Annotated in this window: 19 protein-coding genes, 1 tRNA gene and 1 pseudogene; 9 read left to right on the top strand and 12 right to left on the bottom strand. The window is 75.4% G+C overall.

Annotated features, from left to right (window positions below):
• Positions 1–102: 102 nt before the first annotated feature.
• Positions 103–555, top strand: a complete 453-nt coding sequence (locus Srubr_RS00390; RefSeq protein WP_189991674.1) for an ATP-binding protein — start codon at positions 103–105, stop codon at positions 553–555.
• Positions 556–759: 204 nt separating this feature from the next.
• Here Srubr_RS00390 and Srubr_RS41265 read toward each other — a convergent pair whose 3' ends face one another.
• The gene (locus tag Srubr_RS41265) at positions 760–882 is read right to left on the bottom strand and encodes a hypothetical protein (protein ID WP_268987378.1); all 123 of its coding nucleotides are present in this window, start codon (positions 880–882) and stop codon (positions 760–762) included.
• 66 nt (positions 883–948) lie between these two features.
• Between Srubr_RS41265 and Srubr_RS00395 the strand changes: the two genes are divergently transcribed.
• Positions 949–1,158: a hypothetical protein gene (locus tag Srubr_RS00395; RefSeq protein WP_189991676.1), complete on the top strand. Its 210-nt coding sequence runs from the start codon at positions 949–951 to the stop codon at positions 1,156–1,158.
• Between the two features lie 105 nt (positions 1,159–1,263).
• Here Srubr_RS00395 and Srubr_RS40110 read toward each other — a convergent pair whose 3' ends face one another.
• Complete coding sequence (locus Srubr_RS40110) at positions 1,264–3,207, bottom strand: thiamine pyrophosphate-binding protein (RefSeq protein ID WP_229926530.1); 1,944 nt, start codon at positions 3,205–3,207, stop codon at positions 1,264–1,266.
• A 284-nt stretch (positions 3,208–3,491) separates the two neighbouring features.
• Here Srubr_RS40110 and qcrB point away from each other — a divergent pair, with 284 nt between their 5' ends.
• From qcrB to Srubr_RS00425, 4 genes are all read left to right on the top strand, one after another.
• Positions 3,492–5,102 (top strand): cytochrome bc1 complex cytochrome b subunit, encoded by a 1,611-nt coding sequence (qcrB, locus tag Srubr_RS00410; RefSeq protein ID WP_229926531.1) that lies wholly within the window; start codon positions 3,492–3,494, stop codon positions 5,100–5,102.
• On the top strand, positions 5,099–6,052 hold the full coding sequence (locus tag Srubr_RS00415) for a 4Fe-4S dicluster domain-containing protein (protein ID WP_189991678.1): 954 nt from the start codon (positions 5,099–5,101) through the stop codon (positions 6,050–6,052). The genes qcrB and Srubr_RS00415 overlap by 4 nt, the downstream gene beginning before the upstream one ends.
• On the top strand, positions 6,049–7,068 hold the full coding sequence (gene nrfD / locus Srubr_RS00420; protein WP_189991680.1) for an NrfD/PsrC family molybdoenzyme membrane anchor subunit: 1,020 nt from the start codon (positions 6,049–6,051) through the stop codon (positions 7,066–7,068). The genes Srubr_RS00415 and nrfD overlap by 4 nt, the downstream gene beginning before the upstream one ends.
• A 117-nt stretch (positions 7,069–7,185) precedes the next feature.
• Positions 7,186–7,971 (top strand): HD domain-containing protein, encoded by a 786-nt coding sequence (locus tag Srubr_RS00425; RefSeq protein ID WP_189991682.1) that lies wholly within the window; start codon positions 7,186–7,188, stop codon positions 7,969–7,971.
• Here Srubr_RS00425 and Srubr_RS40115 read toward each other — a convergent pair.
• The 4 genes from Srubr_RS40115 to Srubr_RS00445 are packed head-to-tail and all read right to left on the bottom strand — an operon-like array spanning position 7,905 to position 11,131.
• A complete protein-coding gene (locus Srubr_RS40115; RefSeq protein WP_229926532.1) occupies positions 7,905–8,471 on the bottom strand; it encodes a hypothetical protein in 567 nt (188 codons plus the stop codon). The genes Srubr_RS00425 and Srubr_RS40115 overlap by 67 nt on opposite strands.
• A gap of 7 nt (positions 8,472–8,478) precedes the next feature.
• Entirely contained in the window at positions 8,479–8,838 is a 360-nt protein-coding gene (locus tag Srubr_RS00435) for a hypothetical protein (protein WP_189991684.1), read from the bottom strand.
• A complete protein-coding gene (locus tag Srubr_RS00440) occupies positions 8,835–10,493 on the bottom strand; it encodes a cytochrome c oxidase subunit I (RefSeq protein WP_189991687.1) in 1,659 nt (552 codons plus the stop codon). The genes Srubr_RS00435 and Srubr_RS00440 overlap by 4 nt, the downstream gene beginning before the upstream one ends.
• Entirely contained in the window at positions 10,490–11,131 is a 642-nt protein-coding gene (locus Srubr_RS00445; RefSeq protein WP_189991689.1) for a cytochrome c oxidase subunit II, read from the bottom strand. The genes Srubr_RS00440 and Srubr_RS00445 overlap by 4 nt, the downstream gene beginning before the upstream one ends.
• A gap of 203 nt (positions 11,132–11,334) precedes the next feature.
• Between Srubr_RS00445 and fdh the strand changes: the two genes are divergently transcribed.
• Positions 11,335–14,595 (top strand): formate dehydrogenase, encoded by a 3,261-nt coding sequence (gene fdh, locus Srubr_RS00455; RefSeq protein ID WP_229926533.1) that lies wholly within the window; start codon positions 11,335–11,337, stop codon positions 14,593–14,595.
• A 115-nt stretch (positions 14,596–14,710) separates the two neighbouring features.
• Here fdh and selD read toward each other — a convergent pair whose 3' ends face one another.
• Positions 14,711–15,724: a selenide, water dikinase SelD gene (selD, locus tag Srubr_RS00460; protein ID WP_189991693.1), complete on the bottom strand. Its 1,014-nt coding sequence runs from the start codon at positions 15,722–15,724 to the stop codon at positions 14,711–14,713.
• 36 nt (positions 15,725–15,760) lie between these two features.
• On the opposite strand from selD, the gene Srubr_RS00465 reads away from it, so the two are divergent.
• Positions 15,761–15,853, top strand: a tRNA-Sec gene (locus tag Srubr_RS00465).
• Between the two features lie 53 nt (positions 15,854–15,906).
• Here Srubr_RS00465 and Srubr_RS00470 read toward each other — a convergent pair.
• Both Srubr_RS00470 and selA read right to left on the bottom strand, forming a co-directional pair.
• A pseudogene (locus tag Srubr_RS00470) lies at positions 15,907–17,643 on the bottom strand (SelB domain-containing protein); the annotation flags it as partial.
• Positions 17,643–19,082 carry an L-seryl-tRNA(Sec) selenium transferase gene (gene selA / locus Srubr_RS00475; RefSeq protein ID WP_189991695.1) on the bottom strand — a complete coding sequence of 480 codons (1,440 nt, stop codon included), beginning with the start codon at positions 19,080–19,082 and terminating at the stop codon, positions 17,643–17,645. The pseudogene Srubr_RS00470 and the gene selA, both read right to left, overlap by 1 nt.
• A 151-nt stretch (positions 19,083–19,233) precedes the next feature.
• On the opposite strand from selA, the gene Srubr_RS00480 reads away from it, so the two are divergent.
• On the top strand, positions 19,234–19,608 hold the full coding sequence (locus Srubr_RS00480) for a hypothetical protein (protein ID WP_189991697.1): 375 nt from the start codon (positions 19,234–19,236) through the stop codon (positions 19,606–19,608).
• Between the two features lie 57 nt (positions 19,609–19,665).
• Here Srubr_RS00480 and Srubr_RS00485 read toward each other — a convergent pair whose 3' ends face one another.
• The 3 genes from Srubr_RS00485 to Srubr_RS00495 all read right to left on the bottom strand — a co-directional run bounded on the left by Srubr_RS00485 (position 19,666) and on the right by Srubr_RS00495 (position 22,159).
• Complete coding sequence (locus tag Srubr_RS00485; RefSeq protein WP_373313391.1) at positions 19,666–20,688, bottom strand: MASE1 domain-containing protein; 1,023 nt, start codon at positions 20,686–20,688, stop codon at positions 19,666–19,668.
• Between the two features lie 233 nt (positions 20,689–20,921).
• Positions 20,922–21,752 carry a PP2C family protein-serine/threonine phosphatase gene (locus tag Srubr_RS00490; protein WP_189991699.1) on the bottom strand — a complete coding sequence of 277 codons (831 nt, stop codon included), beginning with the start codon at positions 21,750–21,752 and terminating at the stop codon, positions 20,922–20,924.
• Positions 21,753–21,838: 86 nt separating this feature from the next.
• On the bottom strand, positions 21,839–22,159 hold the full coding sequence (locus Srubr_RS00495) for a hypothetical protein (RefSeq protein ID WP_189991702.1): 321 nt from the start codon (positions 22,157–22,159) through the stop codon (positions 21,839–21,841).
• Between the last annotated feature and the right edge of the window lie 147 nt (positions 22,160–22,306).

Raw genomic sequence — 22,306 nt, forward strand, 5'->3', positions numbered from 1 at the left:
CGTCCCCTTGACCCGCCGCCCAGCGGGTAGCCGAGCAGGGACGGCACGGCACCCCTGTGCACAGGAAGGGCCCCTGACCCCAGAGGAAAAGGGCAACGAGGTATGGACATCCCGCTCAGGACGCACGCGACGACCACCCGGGACCGCCCGGAGGTCCTGCGGTACAGCCGCACCTGGGACGCCGGCGTCTCCAGCATCGCCGAGGCCAGAGACGCCGTCGCCGACCTGCTCTCACGGGCACGGCCGGCTCCCGCACGGCGTTCGGTGCAGGATGCCCAGCTGGTCGTCAGCGAACTCGTCACCAACGCCGCCAAGCACGCGCCCGGCCCCTGCGCGCTGGGCCTGGAACTGCTGCCGGGCGCGCGGGCGCTGCGCGTCACCGTCACGGACACCTCCCGGGAGCCGCCCCGCAGGCGTCCCCCCGACCCCCGCCGGGTCGGCGGCCACGGTCTGCACCTGGTGGCGATGCTCGCCCGCGACCTGGAGGTGACCTGGCCGTCCCACGGCAAGCGGGTCACGGCAACGGTACCCCTGACCGCGGACACGACCGGCTGACCGGGGCCCACCCCACACCCCCGCACTCCGCCCACGTACCGCGTACCGGGCGCACCACCGTCACGTTCTCCACGGCCCCCCAAGAGCGCCACCGACCACCGGGCTCGCCCGGACATCGGCGGGACCGCTCACCCGTGGCACCGACACCACCGGCCGGCGAGTAAGGTCCTCGGCGAGCAGGCCGCTGCTCGGCGGCGAGCTGTGCTACCCGGGCTGGACGGGCAGCGCGGGCAGCCGCACGGAGTGGACGTTGCGCACCTCGGCCGCCCGGCAGGGCCGGCTGCCGGTGCCGTTCCCCTCGTACGACGCGGCACTGGACCACAGCAACACCGCGCCCGCCTCGGCCGGCGTTCGGGCTGAGGGTCTCCGCCGGCCGCCCTCACGGACGTCACGGTGGACTACGCGGTCGGGCGGCGGCAGACCGTCTCCGTTCTCGACTCCGCCTGGAAGTCCGCTCCGGTGACGGGCCAGGGCACCTCGTGGACGGCGGTGCTCGACCAGAGCGCGGCCTCCGGCGAGTACGTCTCCCTGCGGGTCACGGCGAAGGCAGCGGACGGCTCGACGGTGCGGCGGACCGTGGTGCGCGCCTACCCTGTGCGCTGACACCACCGCGTACGGGGCCGGCCCGGCGGCGGGCGTTCACGGGCGCGGTTGCCGAGCGGGCGGCCGAGCGAGAGACGCTCCCCGGGCCGGGCCGGGCGAACGGGATCAGCCGGCCGTCCCCAGGAGCCTGGTCACGGCCTTCGGGCGAATCCCGCTCGTGGCCGGCGCGGTCGCCCAGTCCGGTGGTGTCTCACCGTCCACCACGAACTCCAGGAGCAGCGGCCCGCGTCGGCCCAGCGCGTCGTCCCAGGCGGAACCGACGTGCCGGGGCCGGTCGCAGCGTACGGCGGGCAGCCCGGCCAGCCTCGCCCACCGCGCGTACGGCAGCGCCGGGACCTCGGCGGAGAGCGGGATCAGCGGGTCTCCCTCGGCGGCCCGGCGCTGCCAGGTGAGCCGGTTGAGGTCGCCGTTGTTGAAGACGCAGAACACCAGCGGGGGCAGTCCGGCCAGCCGGTCCAGATGACGCCGGACGGTGATCAGCTCGTTCAGGCCGCCGCCTTGCAGCGCGCCGTCGCCGACGAGGGCGATCACCGGCCGGTCGGGGGCGGCGAACCGGGCGGCCACGGCGTACGGGACGGCCGCGCCGGGCAGTTGGAGGTGACCCGAGAGCAGCGAGCGCATGCCGGTCCGGAGCCGGAGATGGCGGGTCCACCAGTCCAGCGCGGTGCCGGAGTCGGTGGTGACGACGGCCCGCTCGGGCAGCCGCTCGGACAGCTCGGCGACGACCGACCGCGGGTTGACCGACGTACCGAAGTAGCGGTGGGCCCGGATCTCCCCCGCCGCCCGCCACGCCCGCACCGTGCGCTCCACCCGGACGGCCCAGCCGCGGTCGGCGCCACCGGGCAGGAGCGGGAGCAGCGCCTCCAGACAGGCCGTCACGTCGCCGTTCACCCGGACGGCGGGAGCATCGGGGTCGAGCGGGCAGTCGTCCGGGTTCCGGTCCACGGTGACGGTCCGGCACCGGCCGGGAGCCGGCAGCAGGGCCGGGTCCAGGTCCTCGGCGCCGACGAGGAGCAGCGTGTCGCAGTCCCGCAGCAGGGCCGCGGCGGCCTCGCTGCCGAGCGGGCCCGCCACACCGGCCAGATACGGCAGGTCGTCCGGCAGCGCGTCCCGGGCCAGGGCGGTCGTGGCGACCCCGGCGCCGAGCAGCCGGGCCGCCCTGGCCGCCTGCCCGGTCGCCGCGCGGCCCGCGTTGCCGATCACGACGACGGCCCGGCCACCGCCCAGCACCTCGGCCGCACGACGAACCCCGGCCACGGCCACGCCGGACGGCCCCGCCGACACCGACCGGGGCCGGATGCCGGAGAAGCCGACGGAGCCGGAGGAGCCGGGCGAACCCGAGAAGCCGGACCGGCCGGAAGAGCCCGGCGATTCGGAGGAACCCGACAGGCCGGAGGAGCCGGACGGACCCCACGAACCCGACGGGCGGGAGGAAGCCGACAGCTCAGGGGCACCCGACAGCTCACCAGCACCCGGCGTCCCACAAGAACCCGACCGGCCGGAAGAACCCGACAGCTCGGCGAGGTCCGAGGGGTGGTACGGGCCGGACAGGGCGGGCGGGGCCGGGGCCGCCAGGGTCTCGCGGGGCAGGATCAGGCTCGCCACGCCCCGGTCGCCGAGCGCGGCCCGCACCGCCCGGTCGAAGGCGTCACCGACCAGCTCCGGCCCGGACACCTCCTCGCAGTACACGCAGACCGCCGCCAGATGGCGCACGGCCGGACCGCCCCCGCGCCGGGGCACCGGGTCCGCGCCCACCAGGGCCAGCACCGGCGCCCGGTCGGCCGCCGCGTCGTACAGCCCGCCCAGCAGCCGCAGCACGTCCGCCCCCGGCGGGGTGAGACAGCAGCCCGGCCGGCCGGTGAGCTTGGCCTCGGCACAGGCCATGAGCGCGGCGGACTCCGCGCCCCGCGCCTGGACGAACTCCGGGACCCCGGGGCCACCGCCGAGGGCCCGCAGCAGCGGGTCGACGGCCAGCCCCGGCACGCCGTACACCCGGCCCACGCCCGCGTCCCGCAGCCAGGCGGCGAGCCTGTCGGACACCTTCACCACGGCGACCTCCCTCAGCCCCGGCGGCCACTGGCCCGGGCCACCGGGTAGCCGCGCGCCGAACGCGGCAAACAGGCCGGCGGACCGGACGACCCGGCGGCCGGGACCGTCCTGGCGGGCCCGGCGGACCGGGTGGCCGTCCCGGACGGGCGGAGCGGGGGCGGCCGTGCCAGGCTCGGAGGGAGGCAGACGCAGTGAGTGATCCAGCACCGGGCGGAAGGCGAGCACGCGGTGGAGGAGTCGCGGGAACGGGGCCGGTCCGGCGCGCGGGACACGGTGAGCGCCTGGTGACGGCGCTGGACCAGCGGCTGCCGGCCGTCGCCGCGGGCCGTGAGTTCCTGCGCAAGTCCTTCCCCGACCACTGGTCCTTCCTGCTGGGCGAACTGGCGCTGTACAGCCTGCTGGTGCTGGTGCTCACGGGCGTGTGGCTGACGTTCTTCTTCCACCCGGACATGACGGAACTCCGGTACGCCGGCTCGTACGCGCCGCTGCGCGGCACGATGACCACCGAGGCGTACGCGTCCGTGCTCCACATCACCTTCGACGTGCGCGGCGGCCTGCTGCTGCGGCAGGCGCACCACTGGGCGTCGCTGGTGTTCGTCGCGGCCATCGGCGTGCACCTGCTGCGGATCTTCCTGACCGGCGCGTTCCGCCGGCCCAGGGAGCTGAACTGGACGGTCGGGGTGACGCTGTTCCTGCTCGCCCTGCTGGAGGGCTTCTGCGGCTACTCGCTCCCCGACGACCTGCTGTCCGGCACCGGTCTGCGCACCGCGCAGGGCATCGTGCTGTCGGTGCCGATCGTGGGCACGTACCTGTCGTTCCTCCTCTTCGGCGGCCAGTTCCCGGGACACGAGATCGTCTCCCGGCTGTACGTGACGCACGTCCTGGTGGTCCCCGGCCTGCTGCTGGCGCTGGTGGCGGTGCACCTGACGTACGTCGTGGTGCACAAGCACACCCAGTGGGCGCGGCCCGGCCGCACCAACCGGAACGTGATCGGCAAGCCGCTGGTGCCGCGGTACACGGCGAAGTCCGCGGGCCTGTTCCTGATCGTGGCGGGCGTGCTCGCGGCGATGGCGGCGCTGTTCCAGATCAACCCGGTGTGGGACTTCGGACCGTACCGCGCCGACCACGTCTCCCTGGACTCGCAGCCCGACTGGTACGTGGGCTACCTGGAGGGCGCGCTGCGGCTGATGCCGGCGGCGCAGACGGACGTCGCCGGGCACACCGTCGCCTGGGACGTGTTCCTGCCCGGGGTCGTACTGCCCGCGGTGCTGTTCCTGGTCCTGTACTCCTATCCGTTCTTCGAGCGGTGGCTCGCCGGTCCCGGGCCGGAGCAGCACCTGTGCGACCGGCCGCGCGACCGGCCCGTCCGGACCGCGCTCGGCGCGGCGGCCGTCTCAGCGTACGCGGTGCTGCTCCTGGCCGGCGGGCAGGACGTGCTGGCCTACGTGTTCGCCCTGCCGGTGGAACTGATCACCCGTGCCCTGCGCGTCGCGCTGTTCGCCGTGCCGTTCGTGGTCTTCCACGCCACCAGACGGGCGTGTCTCGGGCTCCAGGCGGCCGACCGGCGGCGGCTGCTGACCGGGGAGACGACCGGCGAGGTGCGGCGCACGGCGGGCGGCGGCTACGAGGAGGCGCACACCCTGCTGCCCGGCGAGGAGGTCTGCCGCATCCTCGTGCGCGACACGCCCCGGCCCCGGACGGCGGGCGCGGAGGCATGGCGCTGGCTGCGCCGGCACCGACTGCGCAACGCCCTCAGCCGCTGGTACTTCGGCCGGCGCGTGGAGCTGCCGGCCACGGCGGGGCAGCGGCGCCAGGTGGCGTATGCGCGGGCCGCGCCGGGCGAGGGGCCCGAGGAGAAGGCGGCAAAAGCCGTGAGCGAGGAGGAGACGCCATGACCGAGGGTGCCGACCGGGGCGGGAACGCGCTGTACGGCCCGCAGCCGGACGTGTCCGGCGCGGCCGGCTACCCCGACGCCCCGCCGCGCGTGGGCTTCTTCACCGACACCTCCGTGTGCATCGGCTGCAAGGCGTGCGAGGTGGCGTGCAAGGAGTGGAACGCGATCCCGGAGGACGGCCTGGAACTGACCGGCATGTCCTACGACAACACGCGCGGCCTCGGCGCCGACACCTGGCGGCACGTGGCCTTCGTGGAGCAGAGCGGGCCGTCCGGCGGACCGGAGGTGACGGGGGACGTGGACGTGTTCGCCGCCGCGTCCCGCCTCGGCACCGCTGCGGAGCCCGCCGGACCGGTCCCCCTGGTGTCCCCCGACGGCCGTACCGAGCTGCGCTGGCTGATGTCGTCGGACGTGTGCAAGCACTGCACGCACGCGGGCTGCCTGGACGTGTGTCCCACGGGGTCGCTGTTCCGCACCGAGTTCGGCACGGTCGTCGTGCAGCAGGACATCTGCAACGGCTGCGGCTACTGCGTGCCCGCGTGCCCCTACGGCGTCATCGGCCGGCGCGAGGGCGACGGGCGGGTGTGGAAGTGCACGCTGTGCTACGACCGGCTCGGCGTCGGCCTGGAGCCGGCCTGCGCCAAGTCCTGCCCGACGGACTCCATCCAGTTCGGCCCGCTGGACGAGCTGCGGGAACGGGCGCGGGAGCGGGTGGCGCGGCTGCACGCGGCCGGTGTCACCGACGCCCGGCTGTACGGCGAGAGCCCCGAGGACGGGGTGGGCGGCGCCGGGGCGTTCTTCCTGCTGCTGGACGAGCCGGAGGTGTACGGGCTGCCGCCGGACCCGCAGGTCACCACCCGGGACCTGCCCGCGATGTGGCGGCACGCCGCCGCGGCCGCGGTGACCCTGGCGGCCCTGGTCCTGGGCAGTTGCGCGAGGAGGAAACGATGAGCGGTTCGGACGTCACCCGGGACGGTGTGCGGGGCGCGCGGCCGGGCCGGGACGCGGTGACCGGGGGCCGGGCGGGCCGGCGCGGGCGGCGCGGTGGCCGGGGTGAGCGGCCGGTGGTGCCGGAGGCGGAGTTCGGGTCGTACTACGGCCTGCCCGTCATCTCCAAGCCGCCGTGGGAGCCGCTGGACATCGCCGGGTACCTGTACCTCGGCGGGCTGGCCGGGGCGTCCTCGCTGCTGGCGGCCGGGGCCCGGCTGACCGGCCGGCCGGGGCTCGCGGCGCCGGCGCGCACGGCCGCCGCCGGGGCGATCTCGCTGTCCCTGGCGGCGCTGGTGCACGACCTGGGGCGGCCGGCCCGGTTCCTGTACATGCTGCGGGTGTGCAAGCCCACCTCCCCGATGAGCGTGGGCTCGTGGCTGCTGGCGGCGTACGCGCCGCTGACGCTGACCGCCGCGGCCACCGCGGTGGCGGGCCGGTACCGGCTGCTGGGCGCGGCCGCCACGGCGGGCGCCGCGGTCCTCGGCCCGGCCGTCGCGACGTACACCGCGGTGCTGCTGTCGGACACGGCGGTGCCGTCCTGGCACGAGGGCCACCGGGAACTGCCGTTCGTCTTCGCGGGGTCGGCGGCCGGCGCGGCGGCGGGGCTGGCGCTGGCCGTGGCTCCGGCCGGCCAGGCCGGTCCCGCCCGCCGGCTCGCCGTCCTCGGTACCGCCCTGGAACTGGGTGCCTTCCACACGATGAAGCGGCGCATGGGTCTGGCCGCGCGGCCCTTCGGGCAGGGCAGGGCGGGGCTGCTGGTGCGGGCGGCGGAGCTGCTGTCGGCGGGTGGCGCGGTGCTCAGCCTGTGCTCCGCCCGGGACCGGCGCCTGGCCGTGGCGGCCGGAGCCGCGCTCCTGGCCGGCTCGGCGGCCCTGCGCTTCGGCGTGTTCGACGCCGGGGTGGTGTCGGCGGAGGACCCCGTGTACACGGTCCTCCCGCAGCGGGAACGCCTGGAGGCGCGCGGGTCGCGGCCCTGACCGGGCCGGACCGGCGCTGGCGGAATCCCGTGACTGTCTGTCACTTTCCCCGCTGTCGGCCCGGACCCGCCGTTCCTAGGCTCGCGGTGACCAGTCGCCCGTGAGAGGAACGCACAGATGACCGAGGCACACACCGACGCACGCGATGTCACCCGGCGCACGGTGCTCCAGCGGGGGGCCGGTGCCGCCGCGGCCGGCGCGGTGACCGCGTTCGCCGGTCCGCCCGCCGCCGCCCACGCCCGGCCGGCCCCGGCCGGCGAGACGCTGCCCGCGACGGTGGCCGGGGTCCGCGTCCCCGACAGCGAGGTGGCCCGGCACACCGTGGCCTTCGCACGCGAGGTCAGCTCCCCGTCGCTCTTCAACCACGTGCTGCGCAGCTATGTCTTCGGCGCCCTGGTGCTCGACCGGCAGGGGGCGCGCTACGACCGGGAACTGGCGTTCGTCGCCGCCGTGCTGCACGACCTCGGGCTGGTGGAGGCGTTCCAGACCCCGGCCGAGCGCTTCGAGGTCGACGGCGCCGAAGCCGCGCGCCGCTTCCTGCGCCGGCTGGGCGTGCCCGCCGGGCGGGTGGACGTGGTCTGGGACGCGATCGCCCTGCACACCAGCGCGGGCATCGCGGCCCGCAAGCGGCCGGAGATCGCCCTGGTCTCCGCGGGTTCCGTGCTCGACTTCACGGGGAACGGGCTGGAGAAGATCCCGTCCGACGCGCTGGCCGAGGTGCTGGACGCTTTCCCCCGGCTGGAGTTCAAGAAGGTCGCGCTGGAGACGATCCTGTCGCTGTGCCGCACCAAGCCCATGGGAGAGCTGATGCACCCCTTCGCCGAGGTCGGCCGCCGTCACCTGCCCGGCTTCGCGGTGCCCACCGTGGAGGATCTGCTGGTGAACGCGCCGTTCGCGCAGTGAGCGTCCCCTGGGCCCGGGGCCGCCGCCCGGGCCTCGCGTTCCTCCCGGTTCACCCACGCCCAGGTGACCACCGCCGCGGTGACGCCGACCGGCAGCATGCCGGTGATCATGGCGAGGCCCGCCACCGGCCGGCCCGCGGCGACGACGCCGACGGCGGGCAGGTCCAGCAGCGGCGCCGCGAGGAACAGGTACAGGCACCGGCCGGCGTCGTCCAGCCGGTGCCGGGTGCGGACCAGGACCGGCAGCCAGAACAGCACGGCCGCCGCGAACAGCAGGGGCTGGGTGACCAGGGCCCCGCCCGGTGGCCGCAGGGCGCCGAGGTCGCCGAGGACCGCCCAGGCGTGCGTCAGCACCAGCAGGGGCAGGGCCACGGCGGCGGGGACGGCGATCCGCTCCCACAGCGGTGAGCGGCGCAGGGCGTGGACGGCGGCCGGGAGCACGGCGGCGACCAGCAGCGCCGGCCCGGCCGTCGCCGCGACCGACGTGTGCGCGGGGTGCACGGCACCCTCACCTCTCCCGGGCCGTGGTGCCGCGTACCGCGAGCGCGGCCGAGACACCCAGCAGGGGCACGGCGACGCACAGCAGCCAGTGGCCGTAGACGAAGCCCAGGGCGACCAGCAGCAAGCCGGCCGCGGCGGGCGGCACCGCGCCCGCGCCCCGGTCCGGGACCCGGTAGCGCACGTGCTGGTCGGGCGCCGAGCGGGAGGACAGCAGCACGGCGCCGGCCGCGAGGGCGAGGACCAGGACGACGCCGCCCCACAGCCAGTACACCAGCGGGCTCTCGCCGTAGACCGCGAGGACGGCGAGGAGGACGCCGTTGAGCAGCGCCCAGCCCGCGACGACCACGGCGGACGGATGCCGTCTCATGCGCGGCCGCCCTCCCGGTGCTTGAGGTCCAGCAGCGGGGCGAAGCTGGTGACGGGCGGCAGCGGGCGGTCCGCCGGGAAGTTCAGGCGCGGCGGCGGGGACGGGGCGGCCCACTCCAGGGTGTGCCCGTCCCACGGGTCGTCACCGGCGGGGCGGGCCCGGCCCAGGCGGCGGGCGTGCAGGGTGCGCAGCACGTTGACCACGAACACCGCCATGCCGGCGGCGAGGAAGGCCGCGCCGATCCCGGCGAGCAGGTTCAGCGTGCCGAAGCCGTCGAAGGCGGCGTAGGTGGACACCCGGCGCGGCATGCCGAGGTAGCCGAGGGCGAACATCGGCAGGAAGGTCAGATTGGTGCCGGCGACCAGCAGCCAGAAGTGCAGCCGCCCCATGCCCTCGTCCAGCAGCACGCCGGTGACCTTGGGGAACCAGAAGTAGACGGCGGCGAACAGGCCGAAGGCGCTGCCCGCGAAGAGTACGTAGTGCAGGTGGGCCACCACGAAGTAGCTGTCGGTGACGTGGTAGTCGATCACCGGGGTGCCCACCATGATCCCGGTGAGGCCGCCGATGAGGAACTGCGGGATGAAGGCGAGCGCGAACAGCATCGGGGTGCGCGGCCGCGGCCGGGCGCCGAGGACGGTGCCGAGCATGCCGAAGTACTCCACGCCGGCGGGGACGAGCAGCGCGATGGAGGTCAGGGAGTAGTAGTCGTTGGCCGCCTGGCCGGTGGCGAACATGTGGTGTCCCCACACGCTCATGGAGAGGGCGGCGAACACCAGCAGGAACAGCACGGTGCCCCGGTAGCCGAAGAAGCGGCGCCCGCAGAACACCGCGAGCACCTCGGCGACGGCGGCGAGGTACGGGAAGAACATCACGTACACGACGGGGTGGCCGTAGAACCAGAAGAGGTGCTGGTAGCCGATGTTCCACGCGTTGGACGCGAAGAGGGAGGCGTCGGCGCGGCCCGCGGCCAGCAGGGTGAGCGCGGCGAGCAGGGCCGGGAAGGCGCCGATCACCATCAGGCAGGTGGCGATCATGGCCCAGCAGAACACGGGCAGCCGCAGCATGGTCATGCCCCGGGTGCGGCGGCGCAGGATGGTCCACAGCACCGCCCAGCCCTGGAGGATCGCCCCGGTGACGGCGAGGCACACGCCCACGATCCACAGGTCGCTGCCGGTGCCCGGGGAGAACTCGGCGTCGGCCAGTGGCGGGTAGGAGAACCAGCCGGCGGCGTGCGCGCCGGTCGGGGTGGCGAAGCCGGCGAGCAGGGTGAGGGCGCCGAACGCGTAGAGCCAGTAGCCGAGGAGGGTGAGCCGGGGCAGGGCGATGCCGGGGGCGCCGGTCTGCAACGGCACCAGATAGACGCCGAGGCCCAGCGCGAACGGCGTCATGACCAGGTAGATCATCCCGGAGCCGTGGACGGTGAAGACCTGGTCGTACAGGTGCGGGCCGAGGAAGGTCTCCTCGGGGCGGGCGAGCTGGGCGCGCATCAGCAGCGCGAGGACGCCCATGAGCAGCAGGAGGACCAGGGAGGTGCCGGCGGTGAGCAGGCCGACGCGCTTGTGGTCGGTGGTGGAGATCCAGCCGAGCCAGCCGCCCGGCGGGACGCTCCGGCCGGAGTCGTCCGGCCGGGGCCGGGCGGGTGGCGCGACCGTCATGCGGTGGCCGTCCCGCCGTGCGCCCAGCGGTCGTACGCGCGCGGCGGCACGGCCTTGATCCAGAAGTCCATGGTGTGGTGGCGCCGGCCGCAGAACTCGGCGCACCGGCCGCGCCAGCGGCCCGCCCGGTCCAGGGTGAGGGTGAGGGTGTTCACGTGGTGCGGGAAGGCGTCGGTCTTGTAGCGCAGGCCGGGTACCCAGAGGGAGTGGACGACGTCCCGGGAGGTGAGCCGGAGCTGGACGGTCCGGCCGGCCGGCACGACGAGGGTGGGCATGTCGCGGCCCTTGCAGGTGCCGGTGACGCTGCGGTGGGCCGGGGAGCCCGGGTAGCGGAAGGTCCAGCACCACTGGAAGCCGGTGACGTCGACGCGCAGCGGGCGCGGGCCCGCCGCGGGGTGCTCCCGGTGGTTCTGCCAGGCGGTCCAGGCCACGAGGAAGACCGCGAAGGCGGCCAGGGCGCCGACGTAGTACGCCTCCAGGCGGGGCCGTTCGGCACGCTCGGCGGCGCGGGCCGGGGGGTGGCCGCCCCGGTGGCGCAGGAGCGTCCAGGCGAGCAGGCCGAGGACGGCGAGGAACACGGCACCGGCGATGGCCGCCTCCACCGTGAACACCGTGCCGAAGATGTGACGCTGCCTCACGGCGCCACCGCCTTGGCCCCGCCGCCCCTGACCGTCATCCGATCGCTCCCGTCACTCGCCCGGAGACCGCGACCAACCGGACATTACGGGCAGCTCGTGCGGTCCTCGTGCCGACACACCGCAGCGGCACGGTCCCCCGCGGCCGGGATGCCGTACGCGCCGGGCGGCGGGACAATCGAGGCACCCGAGCGGGAGGAGGAGCCGTGGGCGTACGCACCTGGATCGACTCCTGGCCGGTCTACCGGCAGCTCACCGGCACGGATCCGCTGGGCCGGGGGGCGGCCGCCAAGAGCGCGGCGAGCGCCCGGCTCGCGCCCCGGGTGGCCACGGCCGACCGGGTGGTGAAGTCCGTCTGCCCGTACTGCGCGGTGGGCTGCGGCCAGAACGTGTACGTCGAGGACGGCCGGGTCACCCAGATCGAGGGCGACCCGGACTCGCCCGTCTCCCGCGGCCGGCTGTGCCCCAAGGGCGCGGCCAGCCTCCAGCTGACCACCGGGGACGCCCGCGAGCGGCAGGTCCTCTACCGGCGCCGGTACGGCACCGAGTGGGAGCGGCTGGACCTGGACACGGCGATGGACATGATCGCCGACCGGGTGATCGAGGCCCGCCGGGCCGGCTGGCAGTGGGAGGTCGACGGGACCCGCACCCGGCGCACCCTGGGCATCGCGAGCCTCGGCGGCGCCACGCTCGACAACGAGGAGAACTACCTGCTGAAGAAGCTGTTCACCGCGCTGGGAGCGATCCAGATCGAGAACCAGGCGCGCGTTTGACACTCCTCCACCGTTCCCGGTCTGGGAACCTCGTTCGGCCGCGGCGGCGCGACCACCTTCCAGCAGGACCTCCAGCACGCGGACTGCGTCGTCATCCAGGGCTCGAACATGGCCGAGTGCCATCCGGTCGGGTTCCAGTGGGTGATGGAGGCCAAGGCCCGCGGCGCCCAGGTGATCCACGTCGACCCGCGGTTCACCCGCACCAGCGCGCTCGCCGACCTGCACGTGCCGCTGCGCGCGGGTACGGACATCGCCTTCCTCGGCGGGATCGTCAACTACGTGCTCCGGCACGAGAAGTACTTCCGCGAGTACGTCGTGGCGTACACCAACGCCCCGGTGATCCTGCGGGAGGACTTCCGGGACACCGAGGACCTGGCCGGTGTCTTCTCCGGCCTGGACCGTGACAACCGCAGCTACGACAACGCCAGTTGGCAGTACGAGGGCACCGAGGTGCAGGCGGCCACCGGCGAGCGGGACGAGGAGTACGAGGAGCGCACCCGGGGCGGCGCGTCCGTGACGGAGGCCGCGCGCGGCGAGGCCCACGGCTCCGGTGGCGCGGTGCTCGGCGAGGGCGAGCCGGAACGGGACGCGACGCTGTCCCACCCCCGCTGTGTCTTCCAGGTGCTCAGGCGGCACTACGCCCGCTACACCCCGGAACTGGTCGAGCGGGTCTGCGGCGTGCCGCGGGAGCTGTTCCGGCGGGTGTGCGAGCTCGTCACGGAGAACTCCGGACGCGACCGGACGACGGCCTTCGCCTACGCGGTCGGCTGGACCCAGCACACGGTGGGCGTGCAGAACATCCGGGCCGCCTCCGTCCTGCAACTGCTGCTCGGCAACATCGGCCGGCCGGGCGGCGGCATCCTGGCGCTGCGCGGCCACGCCTCCATCCAGGGCTCCACGGACATCCCGACCCTGTTCAACCTGCTGCCCGGCTACATCCCGATGCCGCACGCGCACCAGGACCAGAACCTGGACGCCTTCGTCGCCGCCGAGGCCGCGCACAAGGGCTACTGGGGCGACATGCGGGCGTACCTGGTGAGCCTGCTCAAGGCCTACTGGGGTGACGCGGCGAACGCGGAGAACGACTACTGCTTCGACTACCTGCCCCGGCTGACCGGCTCCCACTCGACGTACGAGACGACGACAGCCCAGCTGGAGGGCGTCTGCAAAGGCTACTTCCTGATCGGCGAGAACCCGGCGGTGGGCAACGCGAACTCCAAGCTGATGCGGCTCGGCATGGCGGGCCTCGACTGGCTGGTGGTCCGGGACTTCTCGCTGATCGAGTCGGCGACCTGGTGGCGGGACGGGCCGGAGACCGAGACCGGCGAGCTGCGCACCGAGGACATCCGCACGGAGGTGTTCTTCCTGCCGGCCGCCGCGCACACCGAGAAGGACGGCAGCTTCACCAACACCCAGCGGCTGCTCCAGTGGCACCACCAGGCGGTCGAACCTCCCGGCGAGGCGCGCAGCGACCTGTGGTTCGCCTACCACCTGGGCCGGATCATCCGGGCGAAGCTCGCCGGGTCCGCCGACGAGATGGACCGGCCGGTGCTCGACCTGGCCTGGGACTACCCGACGAAGGGCCCGCTCGCCGAGCCGGACGCGGAGGCGGTCCTCGCCGAGATCAACGGCCGTGCCGCGGACGGCAGTTTGCTGTCCTCGTACGAGGAGCTGAAGGACGACGGCTCGACGGCCTGCGGCTGCTGGATCTACTGCGGGGTCTACGCCGGCGGCGTCAACCAGGCGGCCCGCCGCAAGCCGGGCCGGGAACAGGACTGGGTGGCGGCCGAGTGGGCGTGGGCCTGGCCGGCCAACCGGCGAATCCTGTACAACCGCGCCTCGGCCGACCCCGAGGGCCGGCCGTGGAGCGAGCGGAAGGCGCTGGTGTGGTGGGATCCGGAGCGCGGCGAGTGGACGGGACACGACGTCCCCGACTTCCAGAAGGACAAGGCGCCGGACCACGTCCCGCCCGAGGGCGCCACGGGACCTCAGGCCCTGTCCGGCACGGACCCGTTCATCATGCAGGCCGACGGCAAGGGGTGGCTGTACGTCCCCTCCGGGCTCACGGACGGCCCCCTGCCGGCCCACTACGAGCCGCAGGACTCCCCCGTCCCGAACCTGGTCCACGACCAACAGCGCAATCCGGTACGGCAGTTGCTGCCGCCGCACCCGGACAACCGCTACCAGCCGAGCGGCGGTGACCCCGGCTCCGCCGTGTTCCCCTACGTGGCCACCACCTACCGGCTCACCGAGCACCACACGGCGGGCGGGATGTCCCGCTGGCAGCCGTACCTGGCCGAACTCCAGCCGGAGTTCTTCTGCGAGGTGTCCCCCGAGCTGGCCGCCGAGCGGGGCCTCGCGCACACCGGGTGGGCGACGGTCGTCAGCGCCCGGGGCGTGATCGAGGCGCGGGTGCTGGTCACCGCCCGGCTGACCCCGCTGACCGTGCGCGGGCGCCCGCTGCACCAGGTGGGGCTGCCCTATCACTGGGGTCCGAACGGCTACAGCACCGGGGACGCGGCCAACGAGCTGCTGCACCTGTCCCTGGACCCCAACACGCACATCCAGGAGACGAAGGCGTTCGCCGTCGACATCCGCCCGGGACGGCGCCCACGGGGCGAAGCGGCCCTGGCGCTGGTGCGGGCGTACCGGATCCGCGCGGGCATCGACGAACGGACCGGGACCGAGCCGTGACCGCTGCCGCCGACGGGCCGGCGTGACCGGTCCTGCGACCGGCCGACGGACCGGCGCAAGCGGTCGGCCGCCGGACGGGCACAAGCGGTCTGCCGCCGGACGGGCGGGCGTGGTCCTAGCGCAGGACCAGGGAGTGCGGCCCGCGCGGTACCAGTTCCCCCACCACCGGCGCTCCGGGCACCTCCCCGGCGACGAGCAGCCCCCCGGAGGTCTGCGCGTCGGCGAGCAGCAGCCGGGTGTCCGCGTCCGTGTCCCCGAAGTCGGTGTGCGGCGCGACCCACTCCAGATTGCGCCGGGTGCCGCCGCTGACGTACCCGTCCCGCACGGCCCGGCGGGCGCCCTCCAGATACGGCACGGCGGCGGTGTCGACCACGGCCGTCACCCCGGAGGCGCGGGCCAGTTTGTGCAGGTGGCCGAGGAGACCGAACCCGGTGATGTCCGTGGCGCACTCGACGCCCGCGGCGAGCGCGGCCTCGGCGGCCTCCCGGTTGAGGGCGGCCATCGTGGCGACGGCGTGCTCGAACCGCTCGCCGGTGGCCTTGTGCCGGTTGTTCAGCACGCCGGTTCCCAGTGGTTTGGTCAGGGACAGCGGCAGCCCCGGCCGTCCGGCGTCGTTGCGCAGCAGCCGTCCGGGGTCGGCGACACCGGTGACGGCCATGCCGTACTTCGGTTCCGGGTCGTCGACGCTGTGTCCGCCGCCGACGTGGCAGCCCGCCTCGGTGGCGGTGTCGAGGCCGCCGCGCAGCACCTCGCGGGCGAGGTCGAACGGGAGCAGGTCGCGCGGCCAGCCGAGCAGGTTGACGGCGAGCACGGGCCGGCCGCCCATCGCGTACACGTCGGACAGGGCGTTGGCGGCGGCGATCCGCCCCCAGTCGTAGGGGTCGTCCACGACCGGCGTGAAGAAGTCGGCCGTACACACCACGGCGGTCCCCCGGTGCGTGACCACGGCCGCGTCGTCGCCGGTGGCGAGGCCGACCAGCAGCGGGGTGTCACCCCCGGCGAGCGGGGGCGCGGTCAGTCCGGCGACCACCTCCTCCAGTTCGCCGGGCGGGATCTTGCAGGCACAGCCGCCGCCGTGGGCGAACCGGGTGAGGCGTACGGGCTTCTGGCCGGTCGGTGTCGTTGTCATCGCGGTGGTCTCCTCGGGCGTAGCCTGACGGGCGGTGGAGACGTGTGGGTGCCTGGTGGCCCTCCCGGTCTTCAAAACCGAGGGGCCCGAGGATCTCGGGCCGGCGGGTTCGATTCCCGTCCGTCTCCGTTCACCGCGTCTTCTCCGATCACCGGGTCCGTACGGCAGCGCCGGCGCTGTTCGTCCACGCGCTCGGTGTGCCCCCGGGCGTCCAGGAACTCCAGCAGCGGTACGGCCACCCGGCGGGTGGTGTCCAGGGCGCGCCGGGCCTCGCTGAGCGTGAACGGCTGGGGCAGCGCGCGCAGCACGGCGGCGGCCGCGGCGTCCGCGCCGGGCAGCAGCACGATCCCGTCGGCGATCCGCAGCAGCGTCCCGCCGGCCGCCGCGGCGGCCAACGCCCGCCGGTCCAGGCCCAGTTCGGCGAGCCGCCCGGCCTCGGGGGCGCGGAACGGCGCCTGGGCGAGATCCCGGCGCAGGGCGTCCACGGCGGCCTGTACGGGGGCGGGCAGGGCGGGCCCCGGGCCGTCGGCGGGGTGCAGCCGGCCCCGGTCGGCGCGCAGCCGGGGCAGCCCCGCGGCGAGCGCGTCGACCAGGGCGCGGTCGGGCAGGCCGAGCAGCCGGCGGGCGGTCTCGGTGGGCAGGCCGGGGTCCAGCGGATGGGCGCGGGCGTGTTCCCCGGCCCGGGCGACGAGCCGGTCCCGCAGTTCCGCCCAGTGCGCCGGGTCGGCCAGCCAGTCCCCGGCGACCGGGTCCCCGGGGGCGGGCACGCCCATGGCGCGCAGCTCGGCGCGCCGGACCAGCTTGCGGCGGCGCAGTTCGGCGGCGGGGTCGGGGCGGCCGGTCATGGTGTCCAGTTCCGCCGCCCGGGCCCGGCCGGCGCCGCGCCGGGACAGCCGGGGCGGCCGTACGTCCAGCACGGTGACCCCGCGGGGGGTGCGGCCGCCGCCGGGTTCGCGCAGCACCGCGCGGTCGCCCACCCGCAGCGGCAGGCCCCGGCGCAGGGTGAGCCGGGCGGTGTCCGCGCCGAGCGGGCGGACGGTGACCGGCACGGCGGCCGTACCGATGTGCAGGGTGAGGCACCGGGGCAGGCCGTCCGCGGGTTCCCCGGTGATCCGTACGTCGGTCACCTCGGCGCACAGCCAGCGGTCGGGGGTCAGCAGCACCTGCCCGCGGCGCAGCGTGCCGTCCCCCGGACCGTGCACGTTGACGGCGACGCGCGCGACCGCGCCGACGGCGGTCCGCTCCTCGCGCAGGCTCTGCAGGCCGCGCACCCGCAGCGCGGCCGTTCCGTCGGCGGTGACCAGCCGGTCGCCGACCCGCAGGGTGCCCGCGCCGAGCGTGCCGGTCACCACGGTGCCGTGCCCGCGCACGGTGAACGCCCGGTCCAGCCACAGCCGTACGTCGGCGACGGGGTCGGGGGCCGGCAACCGGTCGGCGAGCAGGGCCAGTCGGGCGCGCAGGTCGTCCAGGCCGGCGCCGGTGACCGCGCTGACGGCTACGGAGGGGACCGGGCCCAGCGAGGTGGCGGCCAGGTGCCCGAGGGCGGCGGCGCGCACCGGGGCGGGGTCGGCGAGGTCGCTGCGGGTCACCGCGAGGACGGCGTGCCGGACGCCGAGGGCGTCCAGGACGGCCAGGTGTTCCGCCGACTGCGGCTGCCAGCCCTGGTCGGCGGCGACCACGAACAGCACGGCGGGCACGGGTCCGACGCCGGCCAGCATGGTCGGCACGAACCGTTCGTGCCCGGGTACGTCGACGAAGGCCAGGTGGTCGCCGGCCAGCCGGGTCCACACGAAGCCCAGGTCCAGGGTGAGGCCCCGGCGCCGCTCCTCCTCGTGGCGGTCGGGTTCCATGCCGGTGAGCGCGCGGAGCAGCGTGGACTTGCCGTGGTCGACGTGACCGGCGGTGGCGAGGACCCGCATCACGCCCGCCCGTCCACGGTGGGCTCTGCCCTGGATGCGTCTGCCCCGTCCGGCTCCGCCGTGGCGGTCGGGTGCGCGGCGGCTCGGGCCGACCGTACGGCACGGGCGAGCCGGTCGTCGTCCTCGGGCGGGACCGACCTGAGGTCCAGCAGGCAGCGGCCCGCCTCCAGCCGGCCGACGACCGGGAGGCGGCCGGTGCGCAGGGCGGCGGCGTACGGCTCGGGCAGGGACAGGGCGGCGCTGGGCAGGGTGACTCCGGGCGCTCCCCCGCCGCCGACGGTGGCGGCGCTCGCGACGGCCCGTACGTCGGTCCCGTCGGCGGCCAGCGCGGCGGCGAGCCGGTCGGCGCGGGCCCTGAGCCGCTCCGGGCCGGCGGCGAGGGCGCGGGCGGTCGGGGTGGGCGGGCCGGTGAGGGTGGCCTCCAGCGCGGCGAGGGTCAGCTTGTCGACGCGCAGGGCGCGGGCGAGCGGGTGCCGGGCCAGGGCGCGGAGCAGGTCCTGACGGCCGAGGAGGAGCCCGCACTGGGGGCCGCCGAGCAGTTTGTCGCCGCTCGCGGTGACGAGCGCGGCACCGGCGCACAGCTCGCTGTCGGCGTCGGGTTCGCCGGGCAGGGCCGGGTGCGGGGCGAGCAGCCCGGAGCCGATGTCGACCACCACGGGGACCCCGAGTCCGGTCAGCTCGGCGGTCCGGGCGGACCGGGTGAAGCCGGTGATACGGAAGTTGGACGGGTGCACCTTCAGCACGAAGGCGGTGTCCGGCCCGATCGCCGCCGCGTAGTCGGCGGGGGTGGTGCGGTTGGTCGTACCGACCTCGCGGAGCCGCGCCCCGGTCGAGACGAGCAGGTCGGGCAGGCGGAAGCCGTCGCCGATCTCCACCATCTCGCCCCGGCTGACGACGATCTCCTTGCCGGCGGCGAGCGCGGTGGCCGCCAGGACGAGGGCGGCGGCGCCGTTGTTCACGACGTGCGCGGCGCCGGCGGCCGGCACCCGCTCGCGCAGCGCGGCGAGCGCGGTGCGGCCCCGGCGGGCCCGTACGCCGGTCGTGAGGTCGAGTTCGACGTCCGTGGGCCCGGACGCCTCCTGGACCGCCTGCCGGGCGGCGTCCGACAGCGGGGCCCGGCCGAGGTTGGTGTGCAGCAGCACCCCGGTGGCGTTGATCACCGGGCGCAGGCCGCTCGCGGTGCCGGGCAGCAGGTCCAGGGCCGTGCGCGGGACCTGTTCCGGCGCGATGCCGCCCGCGCGGGCCCGCTCCTGCGCCTGCCGTACGGCGGACTTCACCCGGTGCGCGCCGAGCCGGTCCACGGCGGCGGCCAGCCGGGGGTCGCGCAGCAGGGTGTCGGTGCGCGGGATGCGGCGGCGCGCGTCGGCCGTGTCCGGCCGCGGCGGCGCGCCTGCCGGGGTGTCCCCGGCCGTCCGTCCTGGTGCCGGCCGCTGCTCCATGGCGCCCTGTCCCTCCCGGTCCGCCCTGTCCCTCCCGGTCCGCCCTGTGCCCGTGCGGGTCCGGCCCATCGTCCCGCGCCGCCCGCGCGGCACCGTCCGACACGCCGGGACGCACGTTGGCGGTGGCCGCCGCCCGGGTACTCGGCGCCGCATGAACGCACGCGAACGCGAACACGAGAACGAGCACGACCGCGACCGGCGGCGCGAGGACGCCACGGCGGCCGGGCGGGCCGCACGGCGGCGGCGCGAGGAGGAGCACGAACGGGCCGGTGCCGAGCCGTTCGACTACCCGTACCCGGAGCGCCGGGCCGGGGTCCGGGCCCGCCGCCACATCAGCGAGGCGCAGGCCGCCGCGGACACCCCGCCGGGCATCCCCGGGGGCTACGGCACGACGGGCGGCGGGCAGGCCGGCGCGACCGGCGCCGCCCATCCGCCGGTCCCCGAGCGCCGTACCACCTCGGCCGGGACCCCGGCCGCCGAGCCCGGCAGCGACGACGAGGGACCGGTGAACCGCTCGGAGCGCTGAGCCACGGCTCGGGCGGACCGGCACGGGGGTGTCCGGGGCCCGGACCGGCCGGGCCGGTCATGGGATGCCGGACGCGCCGGAGCGGTCGCCGGGGTCGCCGGGGTACGGGCGGGGCCGGGGCGGCGGAGCCTCGCCCGCGGTGAGGTGTTCGAGGACCTCGACCAGCTCCTGGCATGCCTTCTCCACCGACTCGCGGGTGTTGCGCTGCTCGATGATCACGGCGGACAGCAGCAGCGCGGTCAGGGCGGTGGTGCCGTTGAACGCCTGGAGTTTCAGCATCACCTCGATCCGGTCGAGCCCGGTGAACGCGCCGACGCCGTCGGTCGCGGCGACGGTGGACACCACGGAGGTCAGCAGCGCGCAGAGCACGCTGCCCACCAGCTGGAAGCGCAGCGCGGCCCAGATGACGACCGGGTAGACGAGGAAGAGCGTGCTGATGGGGCTGTAGGCGGCCAGCGGCACCAGCAGGCAGGCGACGACGGCCAGCGCGGTCGCCTCCCGCCAGCGGCCCAGGGGCAGCGGCAGGCGCGCGCGGTGCAGCGCCAGCAGCAGCGGGGTGACGATGAGGACGCCCATCGCGTCCCCCACCCACCAGGCGAGCCAGACGGGCCAGAAGCTGTGGGCGGGCAGGCCGTCCGTGAGAACGAGGAAGCCGGCTCCGACGGTCGCGCTGATCAGCGTGGCCGCCAGCGCGGCCAGGAATACCAGGGCGAGGCCGTCGCGTAACCGGCTGAGGTCGGTGCGGAAGCCGGCCCGGCGCAGCAGGAGCGCCGCGCACAGGGGCGCCGCGGTGTTGCCGGACAGGACCCCGAGGATCTCGATGTCGGGCGTGGTCAGGGACAGCACGGCGAGGAAGGCGCCGAGCGTGATGCCGGGCCAGCAGCGCAGGCCGAAGATCAGCAGGGCGGCGACGGCGACGCCGGTGGGCGGCCAGATGGGGGTGACGACGGCGCCCTCGACGGTCAGCTCGCGCAGCAGGCCGAGCCGGGCCGCCGCGTAGTAGCAGGCGGCGACGGCGACCACCCGGACGGCAAGGCCGCCCGGCCGGCGCGGCTCCTCGATACCCACCACAGCAGCCATCTCACACCGGCGGACCCGGGTCGGCGAGGCGAGCCACGGTCTCGTCGGCCCTATGGCTGAACACCGGGCCACGACGGAACCCGGCCGACCGAACGGCGGACCGCCGCGTGGCCGGGTCGCTCACCAGCGGCCACGCCGGAGGCCCCGCCATCGCGGAACCCGGTCGGGGCAACCGTCCACGGGGCACCGGCCACGCCCCGCACCCCGCCGCCACGGGAGCGGGTCAGGTCCGGTCAGGCCAGGGTGGAGGGGCCGTCGAGGCCCACGACCAGGACGGCGGCGTCGTCCTCGTGCCCGACGCTCTCCGCGCCCTTGATCACGGCCGCCGCGAGCGCGTGCGCCTCCAGACCGGCGACGGCGGCGATGCCCGCGAGCCGGACCACCTGGTCCAGGCCGTCCTCGATGTTCAGCGAGGGCCCCTCCACGACTCCGTCGGTGACCAGCACGAACACTCCGCCGGTGGTGAGCCGGTGACGGGTGACCGGGAACTCGGCGCCCCGCTCGATGCCGAGCGGTGGTCCGCCCTCGTCGTCGACCACCCCGGACTTCCCGTCGGCCGTGGCCCACACGAACGGGATGTGTCCGGCGCGTGCGCTCTCCAGCACCCCGGTGGCCGGGTCGAGCCGCATGAAGGTGCAGGTGGCGAACAGTTCGCTGCCCAGGGAGAGCAGCAGGTCGTTGGTGCGGGCCAGCAGCTCGCCAGGCTCCCCGGTGACCGAGGCAAGCGCCCGCAGACCGGCCCTGACCTGGCCCATGAAGGCCGCGGCCTCGATGTTGTGCCCCTGTACGTCGCCGATGGACAGCCCTATCCGGCCGTCGGGCATGGTGAAGGCGTCGTACCAGTCGCCACCCACGTTGAGGCCGAGGTTGGCGGGCGTGTACCGCACCGCGACATGGACGCCGGGGGCGTCGGGCAGGTCCCGGGGGAGCATGCCCCGCTGGAGGGCGACGGCCAGCTCGACCTGCGTGCGCTGGAGCTGGGCACGGCGGCGCGCCTGGGCGGTGAGCGAACCGAGTCGGGCGAGCAACTCGTCGCCTTCGTCCGTGGGGCGCTTGCGGGGCATCGATCACTTCCGGCGGGGCGGTGACTCTCGGCGGGCCGGCAACCCGAATGTTCAGCAAACGCCTAGATTTTACCTATTTAGGATGATCAGCGGATCTCGGAGTCGATGCCGGTGACCACCGCGGGTCCGAGCGGCGCGCTGCGCTCGTCGAGTCCCGCGTCCCGCAGCGCGTCGCCGGCGAGCCTGCGGGCGGCCTCCTCGGCGTGCGGGCGGGTGTCCGCGTCGACGGTCAGGCGCAGGGTGAAGGTGTTGTCGTCGTTGACGCTGAGCACGTCCAGGTCCTCCGCGCTGCCCATGCGGGTGCCGTGCGGATCGGCGGGTCGGAGCGCCCTGGCCAGCCGGGTGCGGGTGTCGGTCCCGATCCCGGCGGTGAAGGTGCCGGGGACGCTGATCACATAGGTCGTCATGAGACGGTCCTTTCCTCGGGCGTCCCCCCGTCTACCCCGTTTCCGGGGCTTCGCACGGCCCCGGCGGGGCGACGCGTCCGGCCGGTCCGCGTACCGCCGTCTCCGCGGGACGCCCGCCGTCACTCGAACGGTGGACCTGCCCGTGTC

The sequence above is a fragment of the Streptomyces rubradiris genome, from assembly GCF_016860525.1.
GTDB classification, from domain to species: Bacteria; Actinomycetota; Actinomycetes; order Streptomycetales; family Streptomycetaceae; genus Streptomyces; species Streptomyces rubradiris.

Bases quoted from the DNA above. Each gene is read 5' to 3' on its own strand.
- Srubr_RS00390 (WP_189991674.1), top strand. From the start codon at position 103: ATGGACATCCCGCTCAGGACGCACGCGACGACCACCCGGGACCGCCCG.
- Srubr_RS00415 (WP_189991678.1), top strand. From the start codon at position 5,099: ATGACCGAGGGTGCCGACCGGGGCGGGAACGCGCTGTACGGCCCGCAG.
- nrfD (WP_189991680.1), top strand. From the start codon at position 6,049: ATGAGCGGTTCGGACGTCACCCGGGACGGTGTGCGGGGCGCGCGGCCG.
- Srubr_RS00425 (WP_189991682.1), top strand. From the start codon at position 7,186: ATGACCGAGGCACACACCGACGCACGCGATGTCACCCGGCGCACGGTG.
- Srubr_RS00435 (WP_189991684.1), bottom strand. From the start codon at position 8,838: ATGAGACGGCATCCGTCCGCCGTGGTCGTCGCGGGCTGGGCGCTGCTC.
- Srubr_RS00440 (WP_189991687.1), bottom strand. From the start codon at position 10,493: ATGACGGTCGCGCCACCCGCCCGGCCCCGGCCGGACGACTCCGGCCGG.
- selD (WP_189991693.1), bottom strand. From the start codon at position 15,724: ATGACAACGACACCGACCGGCCAGAAGCCCGTACGCCTCACCCGGTTC.
- selA (WP_189991695.1), bottom strand. From the start codon at position 19,082: ATGGAGCAGCGGCCGGCACCAGGACGGACGGCCGGGGACACCCCGGCA.
- Srubr_RS00480 (WP_189991697.1), top strand. From the start codon at position 19,234: ATGAACGCACGCGAACGCGAACACGAGAACGAGCACGACCGCGACCGG.
- Srubr_RS00485 (WP_373313391.1), bottom strand. From the start codon at position 20,688: ATGGCTGCTGTGGTGGGTATCGAGGAGCCGCGCCGGCCGGGCGGCCTT.
- Srubr_RS00490 (WP_189991699.1), bottom strand. From the start codon at position 21,752: ATGCCCCGCAAGCGCCCCACGGACGAAGGCGACGAGTTGCTCGCCCGA.
- Srubr_RS00495 (WP_189991702.1), bottom strand. From the start codon at position 22,159: ATGACGACCTATGTGATCAGCGTCCCCGGCACCTTCACCGCCGGGATC.